Here is a 19,621-nt window from a genome sequence, read left to right on the forward strand (position 1 = left end):
TCACTCGTCATCCGGAGCTCGCCTGGAGTCGCCGTCCCGCGCCAATCCCAGCAGGTAATTCCGCAAAAACTGCTCCATTTTTAGCATCCCCTCCAGCCTCGACGCGATCCTGTACACCTGCGCCAAGGACCAGCTCTCCTGCTCCGCCGCCGCCTTCGCAAGAGCGAACTGTTCACGCACCTCCGGAAGGGAATCCGCGGGCAACGCCGCCAAATGCCCGTCCAAAAGCCCGACCAACCTCTTCAACTCAACAACCACCTCCGCCGTAATCTTGTCTAACTGCCGTTGCAACTCCTCCCGCTCGTCCCGCATAGCCTCACCCAACGTCGGCAACTCCTGCCCCAACTGCAGAACAGAATCCCGATCCTGCAACTCAAACCAATCCTGCCGAGACTTAATCCCCTTCAGCGATGCCCGCACCTGCGCAGCCCACTCCGCCAACGCCAGCTGGTCCCGCTCCTCCTTCTTGCGCCTCTTTGCGTCCCGATCTTTCCGCCGTTTATCCTCTTTCTGCGCCTCGGTGAGCCCCGCCCGGTGACGTCTCATGGAAAGCCTGCTAAATTCCCGCCTTCGCTCTAGGCGCTCCTCTTTGGTCCGTTTCTCCCTACCCGTCCGCCTGATCACCGGAGTCAGGTGTGCTCCGTCGGTGTAGCTCGGCGGGGCCGTGCGGTCCGGCGCTACCGCGGCACCCAACGATTCCGAGTCCGCCTCGATCGCCGGAGCCGCTTCTTCGTCTAGGAGTATTCGCGAACTCGCCTCCTCCTGCAGGTCGTCTATCCCCCCCTGCCGATCTTCACTACGACCAAGCTCCGCCTCTCGAGCCGGATCGAGCTCCGGCAACGCCTTCGCCCCCTCAATCAGCTTGTCCCGCTCGCTCATGAGCGGGGCATACACCCGAGCGTCCGGGGCACCCCCAATAACCGACGGCACACCGTCAACACCACGCTCCGGCGGCCGGGAAGTAAGCCCCAAATCCGGCACGCCCCCCAAACCCGCCTCGCGCACCCTATCCGCCAGCACTTCAGCACGCGTCCGCGCGGCCGCAACGGCCTGTAGCTCGGACAGACCAACCAGCGAGGCTTGATGCAGCGTGAATGCAACCTGATCCACCACCAAATCAAACGCCACCCTCTCCGGCGACTCCACACCCTCCACACCCACAGACTGCGGAGCGAACAAAAACGGACTCACCAGCTCCGCAGCATCCGACCGCAACCTCGCCACTTCGCCCTCGGCAAACCCCGCCCAATCCACCGGCAACAAATGCAGATCGCCAGCAACATCCCTCTCATCTATACCGTCGAACCCCTCCCACGGGAATGGATTCTCATCCCCAAAAACAGTAGACCAGTCATTTAAAACCCCACGATCACGCCACGCCTTCCCCCAAGCGTTTTTCCCAACCTCGACCCCCTGTCCACGCACCCATTCCAGTCCTGCCGCAGCCGTCCTGGCCCCTCCCTCCTCGTGAGCCCGCACAACCCACTCATTCAACAGCTTCTTATCTTTCCCAACCTGCTTCTCCTTCCCGCCCTCAACACGCCACGCCTTCCCCCAAGCGTTTTTGTTAACCTCGAGCCCCTGTTCATGCGCCCATCTCAGTCCTGCCACAGCCGTCTCGGCCTTTCCCTCCTTTTTAGCCCGCACAACCCACTCATTCAACAGCTTTTCATCTATCCTGGGCCGCCGAACTCGCTTCTCCTTCCCGCTGTCAGCACGCCACGCATCCAGCCAAACTTCTGCTTTAACCCCGACCTCCTGTGTACGCACCCATTCCAGTCCTTTCTCAGCCGTCTCGGCCTTTCCTTCCTTTTTAGCCCGCACAACCCACTCACCCAACTTCTCCGGAGGGATCCCGGTCCGCTGAACGCGCTTCTGCTTCCCGCCGTCAGCACGCCACGCATCCAGCCAAGCGCTTGCGTCAACCCCGAATTCCTGTGTACGCACCCATTCCTGTCCTTCCTCAGCCGTCTTGGCCCCTCCCTCCTTTTTAGCCCGCACAACCCACTCACCCAACTCCTCCCGAGGGATCCCGGGCCGCCGAACCCGCTTCACCTTTCCCGCCTCAGCATCCTGCTGCCCAGAGGGCCCAGAGGCCCCCGCACCAATCGGGCCGGCGGCGGCCTTTCGCTTGCGACCCATCCATCTGATCACCGGGGTGGGGTGGGTTCCGTCGGTGTAGCGCGGCGGGGCGGTGCCGTCCGGTGCGACCGCGGCAGCCAGGTCCGGTCCGGCCGTCCGCAGTGGTTGGCCTTCGGGGTCTAGCAGGTCCCAGTGGCCGGTGCCCTGCCCGTTTTTGAACTGCGGCAGCAACGTGCCGTTCCCGGTGACGGTGACCTGGGTGGCGTGCACACGCTTGTCCGTGGTTTGAACCACATCGTCGGTTGTTGTCCACACCCGTGTGCGCAGTGCTCGGGCGAGCCGCTGCGCGAACGTGGGTTGGCCCGGTTCTAGTTCTCGGTTGGCGGCGCAGCCCAGCAGCGCGATGGTCAGTCCCGGGAGGAAGCGCGGGTGTTGTCGTACCTCGTCGGCGAAGGCTTCGGGTGTCACCTCCCGGCCATCGGGCAGCACGGCCAGTCCGTCGGGTGTCACGTGCACGCCGACGGGTTGGGTGTCCGCGGGCAGGTGGGGTGCCGTCCGCTCGGCCTGTGCGATCGTCGCGGGGGAATCCTCGGGCCCGGCGAACAGCAGGGGTTGCGGTCGTGGCGTGTGGGTCGCTTCGGCCAGCGGATCGACCGGCCACGGCCAGCTTCCGTCCTGAGCAGCTGTCCTGGCCCCTCCCTCATCTATAGCTCGCTCCGGATACACCTGCCACGACCCCCACTCCGAGGACCCACCCCAAAACGGCCCGCGCTCCCCCACACCCTCAACAACCGACGGCACACCCTCAACACCACGCACCGGCGGAGGAGCAGTAAGCCCCAAATCCGGCACGCCCCCCAAACCCGCCTCGCGCACCCTATCCGCCAGCTCTTCAGCACGCGTCCGCGCGGCCGCAACGGCCTGTGACTTGGACAGACCAACCAGCGAGGCTTGATGCAGCGTGAATGCAACCTGATCCACCACCAAATCAAACGCCACCTTCTCCGGCGGCCTCACACCCACAAACTGCGGAGCGAACAAGTACGGACTCACCAGCTCCGTAGCAGCCAACTGCAACCTCTCGACCTCCGGCCAACCCTCCGACCCGGCAAACCCAGCCCAATCTATCGGCAACAAACTCAGATCGCCTGCAACATCCCTCTCACCAATACCGTCAAACCCCGTCCACCCGAGTGGATCCTCATCCTCAAGATCAGTAGACCAGTTATCCAAAAACGCACGACCACGCCACATCTCCCCCCAAAGATTTTTGTCAACCCCGACCCCCAGCCCATTCACCCATTCCAGCCCTTGCTCAACCGTCCTGGCCCCTCCCACCTTTTCAGCCAGCACAACCAACTCATGCAACCGATTCTTATCCACCCCAGGCCGCTGAAACCGCTTCTCCTTCCCAAGCACCTCACGCCACACCTCCCCCCAAAGATTTTTGTTAACCCTGACCCCCAGCTCATTCACCCATTCCAGACCTGCCTTAGCCGTCTTGGCCTCTTTCACCACGTGAGCCAGCACAACCCACTCCTTCACCAGCTTCTCATCACTCACAGAGCCCTGACCCCGCTTCTCCTTCCCAGCCTCCTCACGCCACATATCCCCCCAAACGTTCTTCCCAACCCAGAACCCCTGCCCATTCGCCCACGTCAGACCAGCCTGAGCCGTCTTGGCCACCGCTTGAGCCTTCCTAACCCACTCCTTCAACAGCTTCTTATCTCTCGCAGACCCCTGCCCCCGCTTCGACTTCCCAAACACCTCATTCCACATTGCCCCCCAAATGTTTTTCCCAATCCGGAACCCCTGTTCGTTCGCCCACTGCAGTCCTTGCTTAGCCGTATCGGCGGCTCCCTCGTTTTTAGCCTGCAGAACCAACTTCTTCAACAGCTCCTTATCTCTCCCAGGCTGCTGAACCCGCTTCGTCTTTTTCGCATCAGCATGCGGCTGCCCAGAGGCCGCCACACCACCCGCAGCCGACCCCTGGTGGGCGGCGGCCTGGACCGTCGACGGCCCAGCCTGCGACTCACCCGGATACCCCTCCCCCGACCCCCGCTCCGAGTCCTCACCCCCCACCAGTTCGCGCTGCCCAACACCCCCAACAACCGACGGCACACCGTCAACACCACGCTCCGGCGGCCGGAAAGTAAGCCCCAAATCCGGCACGCCCCCCAAACCCGCCTCGCGCACCTTACCCGCCAGCTCCTCAGCACGCGTCCGCGCGGCCGCAACGGCCTGTGACTTGGACAGACCAACCAGCGAGGCTTGATGCAGCGTGAATGCAACCTGATCCACCACCAAATCAAACGCCACCTTCTCCGGCGGCCTCACACCCACAAACTGCGGAGCGAACAAGTACGGACTCACCAGCTCCGTAGCAGCCAACTGCAACCTCTCGACCTCCGGCCAACCCTCCGACCCGGCAAACCCAGCCCAATCTATCGGCAACAAACTCAGATCGCCTGCAACATCCCTCTCACCAATACCGTCAAACCCCGTCCACCCGAGTGGATCCTCATCCTCAAGATCAGTAGACCAGTTATCCAAAAACGCACGACCACGCCACATCTCCCCCCAAAGATTTTTGTCAACCCCGACCCCCAGCCCATTCACCCATTCCAGCCCTTGCTCAACCGTCCTGGCCCCTCCCACCTTTTCAGCCAGCACAACCAACTCAGACATCTTATCTACCCTACGCCGCTGAAACCGCTCCTCCTTCCCAAGTACCTCAAGCCACACCTTCCCCCAAAGATTTTTGTTAACCCTGACCCCCAGCTTATTCACCCATTCCAGACCTGCCTTAGCCGTCTTGGCCTCTCCCACCACGTGAGCCAGCACAACCCACTCCTCCACCAGCTTCTCATCGCGCACAGAGCCCTGACCCCGCTTCTCCTTCCCAGCCTCCTCTCGCCACATATCCCCCCAAACATTCTTCCCAACCCAGAACCCCTGCCCATTCGCCCACGTCAGCCCAGCCTGAGCCGTCTTGGCCACCGCTTGAGCTTTCCTAACCCACTCCTTCAACAGCTCCTCTTGCCGCCGTTTCTCCGCTTTCTGCTCCTCGGTGAACTCCTCCCTGAGAAGTCTCTCGTATTCCCTTCTTTCTTTTAGCATTTCCTCTTTCTTGTCCGGGGGGAGCTCCGCCCTGCGAAGTCTCTCGTATTCCCTTCTTTCTTGTAGCATTTCCTCTTTCTTGTCCGGGGGGAGCTCCGCCCTGCGAAGTCTCTTGTATTCCCTTCTTTCTTGTAGCATTTCCTCTTTCTTGTCCGGGGGGAGCTCCGCCCAGTAACGTCTGTTCACTTCCTTCCGTCTCTGTTTGCGTTCCTCGTCCCACTTACCCACCTCCTCCGGAGGGATCCCGGTCCGCGGAACCCGCTTCTGCTTCCCGCCGTCAGCACGCCACGCATCCAGCCAAGCTTCTTTCTTAACCCCGAATTCCTGTCTATTCACCCATTCCAGTCCTTCCTCAGCCGACTCGGCCTTTCCCTCCGTTTTAGCCCGCACAACCCACTCGCCCAACTTCTCCGGAGGAATCCCGGGCCGCCGAACCCGCTTCACCTTCCCCGCCTCAGCATCCTGCTGCCCAGAGGGCCCAGAGGCCCCCGCACCAACCGGGCCGGCGGCGGCCTTTCGCTTGCGACCCATCCATCTGATCACCGGGGTTGGGTGTGCTTCGTCGGTGTAGCGCGGCGGTGCGGTGCCGTCCGGTGCGACCGCGGCAGCCAGGTCCGGTCCGGCCGTCGACAGTGGTTGGCCTTCGGGGTCTAGCAGGTCCCAGTGGCCGGTGCCCTGCCCGTCTTTGAACTGCGGCAGCAACGTGCCGTCCCCGGTGACGGTGACCTGGGTGGCGTGCACACGCTTGTCCGTGGTTTGAACCACATCGTCGGTTGTTGTCCACACCCGTGTGCGCAGTGCTCGGGCGAGCCGTTGCGCGAACGTGGGTTGGCCTGGTTCTGGTTCTCGGTTGGCGGCGCAGCCCAGCAGTGCGATGGTCAGTCCCGGGAGGAAGCGCGGGTGTTGTCGTACCTCGTCGGCGAAGTCTTCGGGTGTCACCTCCCGGCCATCGGGCAGCACCGCCAGTCCGTCGGGTGTCACGTGCACGCCGACGGGCTGGGTGTCCGCGGGCAGGTGGGGTGCCGTCCGCTCGGCCTGTGCGATCGTCGCGGGGGAATCCTCGGGGCCGGCGAACAGCAGGGGTTGCGGTCGTGGTGTGGGGGTCACCTCGGTGGGGGGGTCGACCGGTCGGGGCCGGCTGCCGTCGGCGCGGTGCAGCATCCATTTCGGGCCCCGGCCCCGGTTGACCCGTGCCAGCACGTCCGCGCCGCTACGGTCGCGCCGGGTGGTGACCTCGGTGTTGGGGATGATGGTGTCGTCGTGCCCGAGGACCAGCAGTGGTTTGCTGCCCTCTGGGCGGGTGGCGGCGTGATACGGCGAGCGGGTCCAGGTGGTGTAGTCGGCGGTGTCGGTGGCCCCGTGGATCGCCAGACTTACCGGCGCGCTGCGTGCGCCCCAGCGGAAGTCGGATCGTGGCGCGGTTCCCGCTTGTGCCGGGGTGCCGGTACTGGCCAGTGCTGCGACGAGATCCGCGCCGGGAAGCCGGCGGGTGCCGCCCGCGGCCGCCAGCAGGTGCCAGTGCCCGGCGGTGGCGGAGCGGACCTCACCGCCGAGTATCGCTTCGGCCCGTTCGCTCCAGGTCGGCGCCCCACCGCGAACGAAAGACAAATTGCCGGTGACCACTCGGCCGTCGGCGGCATGCCAGACCTCGTGATCAGCCGCGATCACGTCGACACCGAGGGTGTCGCGCAGCCCGGCCGCATCGGAGAGGTCCAGCGTTCCCTCGGTTCCCACCAGCACGATCGGCCGTCTGGCCCAGCCCGGTAGCTGCTCGATCCGCGCGGCCAGTTCGGGCACGGTGAGGGTGCCGCCGGAGGCGGTCAGCCCGACCACCAGGTGGCCACGGATCTTGGGCAGCAGCCCGGCTGCGTGCTCATCGCCGGTGTGGGGTGTCCAGACCGCAGGCAGCGCGGCCGAGCCCAGGGCCGCGGCCGGGGCCGGTGCGGTAGCGGGTGTGGTCGGCTTGGGTGGGGGTCCGGGCAGGTTTTTCGCCGCGGCCTGTGTGGATTCCACCGCGAAGTACCCGCCGTTGGTGATGGTCACCTCGACCTCGGCCGGTTTTCCCGGCAGGGCAGCAGAACCGACGCGATGCTTGGTCAGGTCGGTGATCTTGTAGACCGCCTCGGCCCGGTAGACGTGGTAGAGGCCTTTCCTCTCGGTGGTGGCCTCCCGGCTAGTGCCGCGGAGGGAGTTCTGGCCACGCGGGTCCGACCAGGTGGCCGACACCCCGCCCGAGGGATCGAGCGTGCTGGTCTCGCCGGGAAAGAGCATGTCCCCGGTGAACTTGCCGTGTTCACCGCTGGCCCCGGGTCCGCCGCTATCGACCGTGGCCTGCCCGAGCACAGTCGCGCTGGTCTTGCCGCCTTCGGACTGGACGAGCTCCTGCTCGGTTTTCTGTTCCTGGGTCAGCTCGCCGGTCGCGGTGAAAGAATCGACGTACTCGATCCCGGTGAACCGCAGGCGCACCGCGAGACCGTGCTCGTCGTCCCAGACCATCCCGGTCTCGACCATGGCGGGGAAGACCACCGGGTCGGCCAGCAGGTCCGGCATCATCGCGGTCAAGCCTTCTTCCCCGCCCAGCTGCCACAGCATCCGCGCCGGCAGGGTGGCCGGGCGGACCCAGCCGTTACCGGCAGGCGCCCGCATCGACACCTCCGAGGCCTGCGGGTCGCCATCATCGGCCGGTTCGGGTGCGGGATGCGCCAGCACCGCGGCCAGCCACGGGAACAACCGCTCGCTTCCGGGCAGTGCCAGCGGGATCACGTCCACCCCCCGCAGATCCTGCGGCAGCGGCCCCAGCCGCTGCGCACCTCCGGCCGGCACGAGCCGGCCGCCGATGCGCACCGGGCGTGGGAGCGGCGGCGTGGTCGTGGTCAGGCCCCCCGGGATGATGTACCGGGCCGTGCCCTCGCTGGTGAACTCCCGCTGGAGCGGGGTCCGGGTGTCCTCCCGCATCGCCGCCCACATCTCGATACCCTGCCTCGGCTTGTAGAGCAGCAGGGTGTTCAGCATCGCGTCCGGGGTCCACGTCCGGTACATCTCCACCTGGAACCACGTCGGCCAGGTATAGGAGTAAGAGATCGCCTCGGTCCCCAGCACCCGCGACTTGAACGTGCCGCTTTCGGAGTCGCGTTGAGTCCGTGACCATTCCTTGTCGTAGCCCACCTGCGGGTGCGCGCCCGCCCGGCGCAGGTTCCCGCGGCCCTTACCAGCCACGAGCACACTCGCGCCGCCGCCGACGGCCCGCGACCGGGCCACAGTGTGCACCCGTTTCTCGGAATGCAGAAACGACGTGTCGGACTTGGTGTCCTTATCCGGGGTGGCCACCGCGTCCGGCGCGTACCGTGCGCGGATGACGAACTCGATCGTCTCGGTGCCGCCCCGATACGGCCGGGCCGCCAGCAACGGCACCCCGGACGTCGCTTCCTGCCCGAACCGGGCAGCCAAGGCGTTCACCGACGCCAGTGTGTCCACCGACCCCGCGATCCCGGTCGGTACCTCCAGCCAGCGACCCGAACCGAAACCGGGAGCATGCTCGAAGAGCATGCTCTTGATCAGCGGAGCGACCTCGTGTGCGTTGGAGATCTCGGTAACGAGGGTCGGCCCCAGCGCGGCACCGGAGAACACGAACTCCGGCGGATACCGCACCTCGGTCACCGGTGCCGGTTTCGGCTCCACCCCCGCGGGCAACTCAAGGCGCCGGGTCCGCGGGGGCCGTCCCTGCACTGCCGGTTCCCGGACCGGGTGCGTGCGCAGCCGCTGCGCGACGACGTCGGAAAGCAGGAACTCCACACCACCACCGACCACGACCGTCTCGGTGCTCCCCGCAGCCCCGGACCCGGACTCCCCGTAACTGGTGATCTCGAACACCCCATGCGCCCGGTACAGATGCGTGGCCCCGGTCGTCCGGCCGACCCGCCGGCGTTGGGTGCCACGACCGAACGTGGCTCCTTCCTCCTCACCGAACCTGCCCCGCCCGGTCAACGACGGAGCCACATACGCCCGGCTCGATCTACCCCCGAACAACATCCACGCCGAACCACGGAAACGCCCCTCGAAACCTCTGCCCCACATCTCCTGACCGTCCAGCTTCAGCCCACCCTCAGTACCCACCTCCAGATTCAGCTTTTTCGCAGCCGTCCCCACCGGATGAACATCGAACAGCCGCAACCGCACCCGGCTCCCCGCGATCACCACCCCACCCGGCGACACCAACTGGTCGAATTGCGCTTCCAGCGAATCCGGCGAGTTCTCACCAGCCGTGGTCAAGTCCTGCCGCTGCCCACCCGCACGATCGTCCAGGATCGCTTCGACAGGCTCACCCAACACCGTGGACGGCGTCGCCACACCCTGCGGCATCACGAACTCCACGTGCACCCGGAACGGGTTACCGTCCTGGTCGTCGTAGTCGAAGTCCCTGATGACCGTACCCAGATTCCTCAGATCACCTTGCTCGGTGATGGGTGCCAACGGCTCCGGAACCAGCACCCGCGTCCAGCCATCCACCGTGGAACCACTGACCGTCGTGGCACTGCTGGACACCGTGGCACTGCTGGACGCCGAAGCACCACCAAAACTCCCCACACTGTCCGAGTCACTCCCCGCCGTCACGGTATCCCCGGACAACGTGTCAAGCTCGATACCACCGCTATCAGCCTCATCAGACCGCCTCCCCCACCCCCCCAACAGACCCAGTCCCCGGTACCACGACCCCTGCTGCCCGGACTGCGACACCGGCTGCCCGGTCTGCGACGGCTCTGGCTGCTCGGTGTCGGCGGGGATGGTCTTCGTCGACACGGAAATCGACCAGGTCACCCGCCGGTCGAAGGTGACCGCGGGCCCCACGAACCTCGCGCGCCGGTGGACCTTGTGACTCTGCCCGACAGTGCCGATATAGCTGTGCGAGAACTGGACCGACCCGGTGGCGAGGAAACCCAGGGTGCGCCAGAAATCCTTGCGTTTGGTGCCGACCGTGGCACCCGACTCGACACCGATCCGCTGCTTCGTGCCCGCTTTCGCCTTGCCCTCGCCACGGATCGCGTTCCTCGCGGTGACATCCACATTGGCCTTCTCCACCCGACCGGTCCCGACCAGCGCACCCAGTCGCGGCCGGACCTCGATCGTCACCAACCGGTCACCGACCCGGATCGTCTCGCTCGCCCCACGCAACTCGCCACTGAACGCCCGGAACAACCCCGGCGCACCGAAAGCCGAGGACAACACGCTCTCCACGACCGACCGCACGTCATGGTCCAGCGACGCCAGCTCCTCACCCACCGACTCACGCAGCAACCGCCGCACTTCCGGAAGCACCCGCTCGATCCCCGGCGCCCGATCCACCACACCACCACCGGTGCTCTTACCCGCCGCCAGCATGTCGGGCTGCCGGCGCCCACCCACCGGAATCGTGATCTCCGGACGCTTACCGTAATCAGCCAAGACCGACAAAGCGAGCTGCTCGGCCCTGTCGTTTCCCAGCCGGGCATCCCCTCCCCCAGCTTCGGCTTCAGCTTCGGTTACGGCTTCGGCTTCGGTTACGGCATCGGTTTCGGTTTCGGCCGGCGTGCGGGTGACCTCGGGACGCACACGATCCACCAGGTCACGGAAGTTCTGGCTGTGCCGCAGCCCCTCCGGAACCGCTGGGGGTTCGTGCGGCCCGTCGTGCTCCTCGGCGACCCGCAGAGCGGAGTGTGCCGCGGAAATCTCCTCCAGCCGCGCGAATTCCTCCACCGGCATCCACAAAAACACCTTCTCCGCCACGGTATCCGAGCCTTCCAGCTCCGGATCCGTGGAATACCGCTGCACCCGCATGTCCAGCGTCGCCTCCACCAGAACGGAATCGCCCTCGATGCTCGCGACGGTCTTCTTCCCGGAACTGGTGCCCACCACCTGCGTCAGCGTCTCACCTGATTCCGCCGCACCGGACACCGTGAACGGTGTGATCACCGTATACGCGCCGAGACCGCGTTGTTGCTCCTTCAGTTCGGTGGCCAGTGCAGGCCCCACACTCGCCGAACCTTCGATACTCGCCGACTGTGTCACGCTCGTGTCGGACTTCGTGTCACCGGCGGCGATCTGCCGCAGGTTCACATCCGGGACAACACGGTCATCGACCCGCCGCACCGACCGCAGTGCCGCGGACACCTCCAACGACAACGTGTTCAGCGTCGCGCCCGGCAACCGCAACGGACTCGACCGGTAACCACCACCGGTGATCTCCCCGAACTTCACGATCGCGGCGTCTTCCGCCAACTCACGCGACACCGCATCACGGACTTCCACACCCACCTTCGGCAACGGCAACCCGGCCAGAACCCGCTGACGGATCCGCCGCACCGCCGCGGCTTGCGGCACCACGAACACCTCATGCAAGGCGGAAGCGGGAAGCGGCAGGACCGGCCCACCCGGGCCCGGGTTGATGGTCGCCGGTGGCACATCCTCCCCGTAAAAACGGACCAATGCCACATCACGGATCACGTCGCTGCGGTACGTCCGCGGCGGGGCATCCCCCACCCGCACATCGATCACGAAACGACCATCGACGACGAAATGCCGCTCCGGAACCTGGGTACTATGCCGCTCCGCGGGCCGGCTGTTGATCCCGCGGGAAAACTCGGTCGTCGACACCAGGTTGCGTTGCTCGTTGGTCCCCCACGACGGCCGCACCGACGGATGCAACAGCCAGCTACGAGCCACCCCTTCGGTCGCCGCACCCAGCATGTTCGGGATGACAGCGGGCAGACTGTATTGCGGGCCCCCTTCCTGCGTGATAGTCCGGCTCGCATCGGCCGAGCGAATACCCCACTCCGTGAAACCCTCACCCTTGGGCACCTGCACCGGCGTCGCCGCGGTCCGTTCGAACTTCACATGCAGCTCACGGGAATCGACCTCGACCCGGATACCTTCATCGGCAAGACGCCGCAGCGTGTCCCCGATCTTGGCCTCGGAGAACAACTCCTCGACCACCGCCCGGGCGCCCTCGCGCACACCTACCGGCAACGCCGCAAGAACCTGCTCCGGATCGATCTCGCCGGGCCTCCAGATCTTCCCGCTGCCCATCGCACCATCGCCCGTATACGACGGCAGATCGACCTGCCGGACCGTCACATCCGCGCGATCCGCCGCGATACGGGCCCCGGCCACCGCCTTGGTAGCGGTCCTGGCCGCGTCCACAGTGGCACCACGCTCGGATTCCACCCGGGCATCCGCCACAGCGATATGTTCACCCGCTTCCCGATCCGCCCTGGCCAGCCGATCAACCCGCTCCTGCACAGCGGTCAGCGCCGCTTCAGCGGTCTTCACCCGCGCTGCCGCGGCAGCGTGCTGGACACGCAACTTCTCCCGCACAACCCCCTGGTCCTCGTCCTCGTTTCCCAGCAACTCCACCCGCTCCCGGGCCACCCTCTCCTCCGCCCATGTCTGAACCAGGTCCTTCCATGGCGCATCAAGATCCTGCCGTGCCGCCTTGAGTTCGGCACGCACTTCGTCCTGCCGCTGCGTGGCCGCCGTCAACTCTTGCTGCGCGGCCGTCCACTTCCCGGCTTGCCGCGCAGCACGCTCGACACTCGCCGCGGCCGAGGTAGTGACATCCGTCGCCGCCTTGACCAACACGTCGGTCTCGGCGGAACCGGCCGCCGTGACAGTCGTGGCCGACTCCTCCGGCACCGGCGCATCCACCATGCTGTAAACCCGGGTGAGCCGGTCATCAGCCGCCGTGATCGTGCTGCGAGCCTGAACCACCTTCGCGGTCTGACCGGACTCCCGCAGCCACGCCAGATCCGACTGCGGCCCCGTCCGGAACCGCGCCGTCTCCGCACGCAAATGCACCCAGCGAGGACTCAACCCGCGCCGGTTCGACGGCAAGGAAACATCAGACGGGGACTGCCCCGGTAGCCAAGCCTCCGGCCGGGTCGTAACCCAGGCGCCCTCCCTAACGTGCAGACGCAAGTTCTCATCCAAATAGGAACCAACCACCATGGAGGAAAGCCCTTTGGTATCCGGACCGAACACCACAAGGTCCCCCGTCCAGATCACCTCAACACCCGACGCCCCATCCAGCGTCGTCGCGAACCCCTCCGAGACCTCACAGGCATACAACCGGATCTTGCTCTTCCCCCACCCCCACCTGCGAATCAAATTAGCCAACCGCTGAGCATCCACACTCTCACCGCCGAGAAGCACTCCACCGTGCCCATCACCTTTCGCCACCACCGCCAACACGCCATCCTCAACCGGCAAACCACGCGCTACAGCAACAAGATCCTCCCCCAAATCCGACGGCGACACCATAATCCCCGCCGGAATCTCCGCAATACCCGAACCCAACACCTGCCCAGACACAGACGAAGGAACCCGCTCCGGCGCCTCTGGCCGTTCCCCATCGCGATCGTTGTTATCCTCAGCGAACTCCGACTGCATGTCCTCATCGGTCTCCGCCCGCGCATCGTCAGCGGACGGCATCGGCATGTCCCCATCCTGCTCCGGATTCGCGACCGTACTGCCAGCCGTTATCGCTGCCGAAATTTCGGCCAGCTCCCCCCGAAACGCGTCGACAGACTTCTCGCGTTCACTCGGTGGCAAATCAGGAGACAACGTGCTCAAGTAATCGGCCATCACGTTCAAGAATTCCGGATCGGAATTCAGGGGCCACCCCAACTTCCTAGACGCGTCCTCCAAGAAACGGAGCTCGGCTTCATCACCCAGCTTCTTCAACCGCGATGCGGCCGCCTTGCTCCTTTCCCGCAGTTCCTTCAACGCCACAGCGCGAGGGTCAACAGTCGCAGCAACGGAAGCCGGAGCACCAGCAGACGAAGGGCCTTCCCCACCAGACGATTCCGCAACGCGCCCCTCGGCAGCCGAAATCTCAGCCAACACCCACGCCCGTTCGACAGCGGCATTGTCCGGCAAACCACTCAGCGCCTTGCCCACCGCCACGCGCCGGTAATACATCTGTTGCTCTGTAGACCGAGCCTCGTCCGGTCCAGGGGCCGGGGCCACCGTGGCGGAAAGCAGGGCGTGGGCAGCACTCGGGTCCGCGCCGCCGCTTGTGTCACCAGCCAGGTAACGGACCAGTTCCCACCGCAACTGCTGCAACTGCTGATCGCCCTGCGGGTTCGTCATCAACTGCTGCAACTGCTGCTCATCCCGCAGGTTCTTCAGTCTCTTCAGCAACTCGTGTGCCATCGCATCCCGGAAGGACGGCGACTTCTTAAGAGACCCCAAGACCTTCTCCGCCGGAGCATACAACCGGTCCACGGCATTTTGACCCTGTTCGTCGGCCAACTGCCGCAACGCCTGACCGGCTTCCTCGAATGTCCGCCGTATCGAGCTAATCTGAGAAATAATGCGCAGCGCTGGATCATCATCGACCCCGCGCACCATCGGGGCAGCAGCCTCCGCCGGGTTCGCAGCACGATCTGCCTGCCAACGCGCCTCTCCCGCTCTCACCTCCTCGATCGCGTCGTGAGGCACACCACTCACCACCACGCCAAGGTCACCAAGGTCACCAAGGTCAGCGAGGTCATCGGCCAGGTAATCGGCCATTTCCCACCGCACCGCCTCAGCACCGCGCGCGTCGCCCGGATGCTCACCCAACCAGTGCGCCAGCACAACCCGGAACCGCGCCGATACCCTCAACGGCCCCAAAATCCCGTCCGCATCAGCCAACAACCGGTCCACAGCATCACGACCCACGATCCCGGCCCACTCACGCAACTGCGCCTCGGCCCGCCCATATCGCTCGCCCCAGTCCCGCACCGCCAACTCACGTAGTTCTTGATACAACTGCGGGTCCTTCACCACCCGCTCACGTAGTTCTTCATGCAACTCCACGATGCTCTTGCCATTCTCCGGAGGACTCAGCATGTAGTGCGCCATCACATGCCGCAGTCCTGCATGGACCCCAAGAGCTCCCATGCCCGGCTTCACCGCATCGATCAGACCGTCTACGCCTACATCCACCCCGCCTACGGGAACTTCTCGCCCCTCATCGCGCATCCTCTGCAACCCAGCCTCCGCGTCAGCGATCAACTCGCTCAGCCTGACCGCCGCAAAAGACTCCCCTGAGCCTTCCGCCTGAACCTCCACTTGCGTCTCCGGCGGATCCTCCTCTCCCCTCAAGCCATGAAGCCGCAGCTGGTCCCTCTCGAACTGTGCTCTCTCGTCGAAGACGCTCCCGGCGTCACCGGTCGCCGCATTTCCCGACACATCCTCGGTGACCTCCGGCTGCATGTCCCTAACCGGCCCCTGCTCGGGCCCCGCGCCCTCAATCACGGCCGATGCCTCGAGCCTCAGACTCTGCAGTCGCACCAGGAACTGCTGCGCATCCCTTATCCGATCCTCCTGACCTGCATTCGTCAGCAGCCGATGCGCGATCGCATCCCGCAATTCATGATCATCAACCGGTATTTCTTTGAAGTGCCGGTCGACCTCATAGACCACAACATCATGGTTTTGACCGGGCAGAACGTGCAGCTTCGCTAACGTGCCGCCTGCTTCCGCGAAAACCTTCTGCAATTCCCGGTTCGCGTTCTCTCCGCGCAGCACCCGAACAGCATCGGCAGCCTCCTTTGCCTGGACGCGGATCTCGGCGTAATCCAACCCATTTGTAGCCAACCACTCCGCGATCTTGGGTTCATATTCGTCCCGCAGGTCAGTGCTTGTCTCCGCCTCCGCCAAAACCTGCCGCAGAGACCCCACCGCATCTTGCAAATCGCGGGTCGCAAAAATGACGGCGCCCCAGGACTTAGCTCTGTAGAATCGCTTCCCCAAAGTGGCGAAGGAGTATTCCTCGCGACGCACGTCCTCAAGCGCCGCATCTCGCAACACTCGGTTGACAGCCTCATCGTCCCGCAACCCACTCAGCGCCGTGCCAATCGTCGCGCGCCGGTGACGCATCTGATTTTTTTTAGATTGTAGGGCGCTAGGCAACAACGGCCCCATCCCGGCGGAAAGCAAGTTGTCGGCCGTATCCGGGTCCGCACCGCCGGTCAGGTCACCAGCCAGGTAACGGGCCAATTCCCACCGCAACTGCCGCAACTGCGGATCATCCTGCGGGTTCGTCATCAACTGCTGCAACTGCTGCTCATCCCGCAGGTTATTCCGCCTCATCAGCAACTCGTGTGCCATCACATCCCGGAAGGACGGCGACTCCTTAAGAGGCCCCAAGACCTTGTCCGCCTGAGCACGCAAAAGGTCCACGGCATCTTGATCTTCGGCGGCGTGGGTCCACTGCCGCAACTCCTGACCGGCCTTCTCGAATTTATGCTGTATCGAGCTAATCCGGGAAATAACGTCCAGCGCTGGATCATCAGCGACCCCGCGCACCATCGGGGCATCAGCCTCCGCCGGGTTCGCAGCAGGATCTGCCTGCCAACGCGCCTCTTCCGCTTTCGCCGTCTCGAACTCGTCGGGAGTCAAACCACTGACCGCCACGCCAAGGTCAGGATCACCCGCCAGGTAACCGGCCATTATCCCGCGCACCGCCTGAGCACCACGACGGTCACCCGGATGCTCACCCAACCACTTCGCCAGCACAGTCCGGAACCGCAACGACACACTTAGCGGCCCCAAGACCCCGTCCGCATTAGCCAACAACCTGTCCACAGCATCACGACCCACGATCCCGGCCCACTTATCCAACCGCGTCGCGTCCCGCTCGTACCATTCATCCCAGTCCCGCACCGCCTTCAACCCATGTAGTTTTCGCTCGAACTCCCGGGGGTCCACTTGATTCCCCGTATTTTTCAGGATGTGATACGCCATCACATCCCGGAGATCGTTATGGCCCTCAAAAGCTTCCATGCGCGGCTTCACTGCATCTATCAGTTGGTCTACTGGTAGCCCCTGCCCGCGCATGCTGTCCAGCCCAGCGTTCGCTTCAGCGATCAACGCACTCAGCTTGGCCGCCGCAGAAGACTCCCCGGACCGTCCCGCTACCCGAGCGGACTCACCAGCAGACGAAGCCCCTCCCGCGCCCAACAGCGCAGCCCGCGACTTACGCTGATTCTCCCTCCACCTACGAAGGCGTCCCATGGCCTGGGCATGCTTTCGCTTAGCCTCCTCCGTATGCTCGTCGTACTCCTTCTGCATCGGCGCGATACGCTGCTGCAGCTCCTTCAGCTGCTCCTTCAGCTGCTTCTCCCGCTGCGTCCGCAAATCCGCATCCGCCGCATCCGCCCACCCCGGCGGCTCCTCCATCGAAGCCTGTTCAGCCTTAAGCAGCTCCAGCGACTTCTCCAACGAAGCCTGTTCAGCATTAAGCAGCTCCAGCGACTCCTCCAACTCCACAATCTTCGCACGCCGCGCCGCCGTCCTGTCGGCCCGACGCTTGTTGGAACGTACATTCCGCAGTCTCCTCCTTTCCTGCGCCGTCTCGATCCGCTTGTCCGGCCGATTGGTCACCCCGGCCGGGTGTCCCTCCACATTGGGCGGTACAGCAGCCGACGAAGAGCCCGGCGCACCGCCGCCCGCTGTGTGCCCCTCCGGACCGGCTCCGGCGTGGATGACCGGTTCGCTGCGCCGCGTACGCAGCCTGTCCGCCAGCGCCCGGGAAAACTCCACCACCTGGTGATCCTGGTGGTCATCGACGAGGTCACGGCGCTTGGCCGCGACCAGCGCCACCACATCCTCCAGCGGCACGACAGCATCCCCACGAGCCAACGCCGCGACGTCATGCGCGAGCCACACAATCTGCCCCGCCGTCTCCTTTTCGTCGCTGGACAGGACCAGCTTCTGCGCCTCGACGATCGCGTGGTTCAGTTCCTCCAGCGTCCACTGCCCCACCGGTATCCGACTGATATCCCGCACCGCGCCCGCCCCATCCGCGGGGAACACCATGAACCGCGGCTCGCGCCCGGCCGCACCACCGCTGGAGTCCACGACGGACCTGGACGTGTCAGTCTCCGGGCGCGCGGGATCCGCAGGCACATCAACGGCCGATGCCTCGCTCCTCAGATGCTGCAGCCGCTCCAGGAACTGGTGCGCATCCCCTATCCGATCCTCCTGACCTGCATTCGTCAGCAGCCGATGCGCGACCGCATCCCACAATTCCTGATCATCAACCGGTATTATTTCCACGAAGTGCTGGTAGACCTCATCGACCACATCATGATTTTGATCGGGCAGAAAGAGCAGCTGCGTTAACGTGCCGCCTGCTTCCGCGAAAACCTTCCGCAATTCCCGGTTCGCGTTCTCTCGGCGGCGCAGCAACCGAACAGCATCGGCAACTTCCCTTGCCCGGCTGCGGATCTCGGCGTCATCCAACACACTTATAGCCAACCACTCCGCGATCTTGGGTTCATATTCGTCCCGCAGGTCAGTGTTTGTCTCCGCCTCCGCCAAAACCTGCCGCAGAGACCCCACCTCATCTTGCAAATCGCGGATCGCAAAAATGACGGCGCCCCAGGACTTAGTTCTGAAGAATCGCTTCCCTAAAGTGGTGGGGTGGGAGTATTTCTCGCGACGCAGGTCCTCAAGTCCCGCGGCTCGCAACACTCGGTTGACAGCCTCATCGTCCCGCAACCCACTCAGCGCCATGCCAATCGTCAGGCGCCGCCAATGCATCCGGTTTGCTTTAGATCGCTTTTCCTCAGGCAACGGCCCCATCCCGGCGGAAAGCAAGTTGTCGGCCGTATCCGGGTCCGCACCGCCGGTCAGGTCACCAGCCAGGTAACGGGCCAATTCCCACCGCAACTGCCGCAACTGCGGATCATCCTGCGGGTTCGTCATCAACTGCTGCAACTGCTGCTCATCCCGCAGGTTATTCCGCCTCATCAGCAACTCGTGTGCCATCACATCCCGGAAGGACGGCGACTCCTTAAGAGGCCCCAAGACCTTGTCCGCCTGAGCACGCAAAAGGTCCACGGCATCTTGATCTTCGGCGGCGTGGGTCCACTGCCGCAACTCCTGACCGGCCTTCTCGAATTTATGCTGTATCGAGCTAATCCGGGAAATAACGTCCAGCGCTGGATCATCAGCGACCCCGCGCACCATCGGGGCATCAGCCTCCGCCGGGTTCGCAGCAGGATCTGCCTGCCAACGCGCCTCTTCCGCTTTCGCCGTCTCGAACTCGTCGGGAGTCAAACCACTGACCGCCACGCCAAGGTCAGGATCACCCGCCAGGTAACCGGCCATTATCCCGCGCACCGCCTGAGCACCACGACGGTCACCCGGATGCTCACCCAACCACTTCGCCAGCACAGTCCGGAACCGCAACGACACACTTAGCGGCCCCAAGACCCCGTCCGCATTAGCCAACAACCTGTCCACAGCATCACGACCCACGATCCCGGCCCACTTATCCAACCGCGTCGCGTCCCGCTCGTACCATTCATCCCAGTCCCGCACCGCCTTCAACCCATGTAGTTTTCGCTCGAACTCCCGGGGGTCCACTTGATTCCCCGTATTTTTCAGCATGTGA

The 19,621-nt window shown here is 64.5% G+C and carries 1 protein-coding gene (running past one end of the window); it reads right to left on the minus strand.

Annotation, left to right across the window (positions count from 1 at the left end):
• A protein-coding gene (locus ACRXBZ_RS02845) for a DUF8616 domain-containing protein (protein ID WP_433877636.1) crosses the window boundary here: on the minus strand, positions 1-19,621 show its 3' portion. Its footprint extends 12,869 nt past the window's final position; only the last 19,621 of its 32,490 coding nucleotides appear in the window; the start codon falls outside the window, past its right edge; it ends in the stop codon at positions 1-3.

This window comes from Saccharopolyspora hattusasensis, from assembly GCF_050972075.1.
Classification (GTDB): domain Bacteria; phylum Actinomycetota; class Actinomycetes; order Mycobacteriales; family Pseudonocardiaceae; genus Saccharopolyspora; species Saccharopolyspora hattusasensis.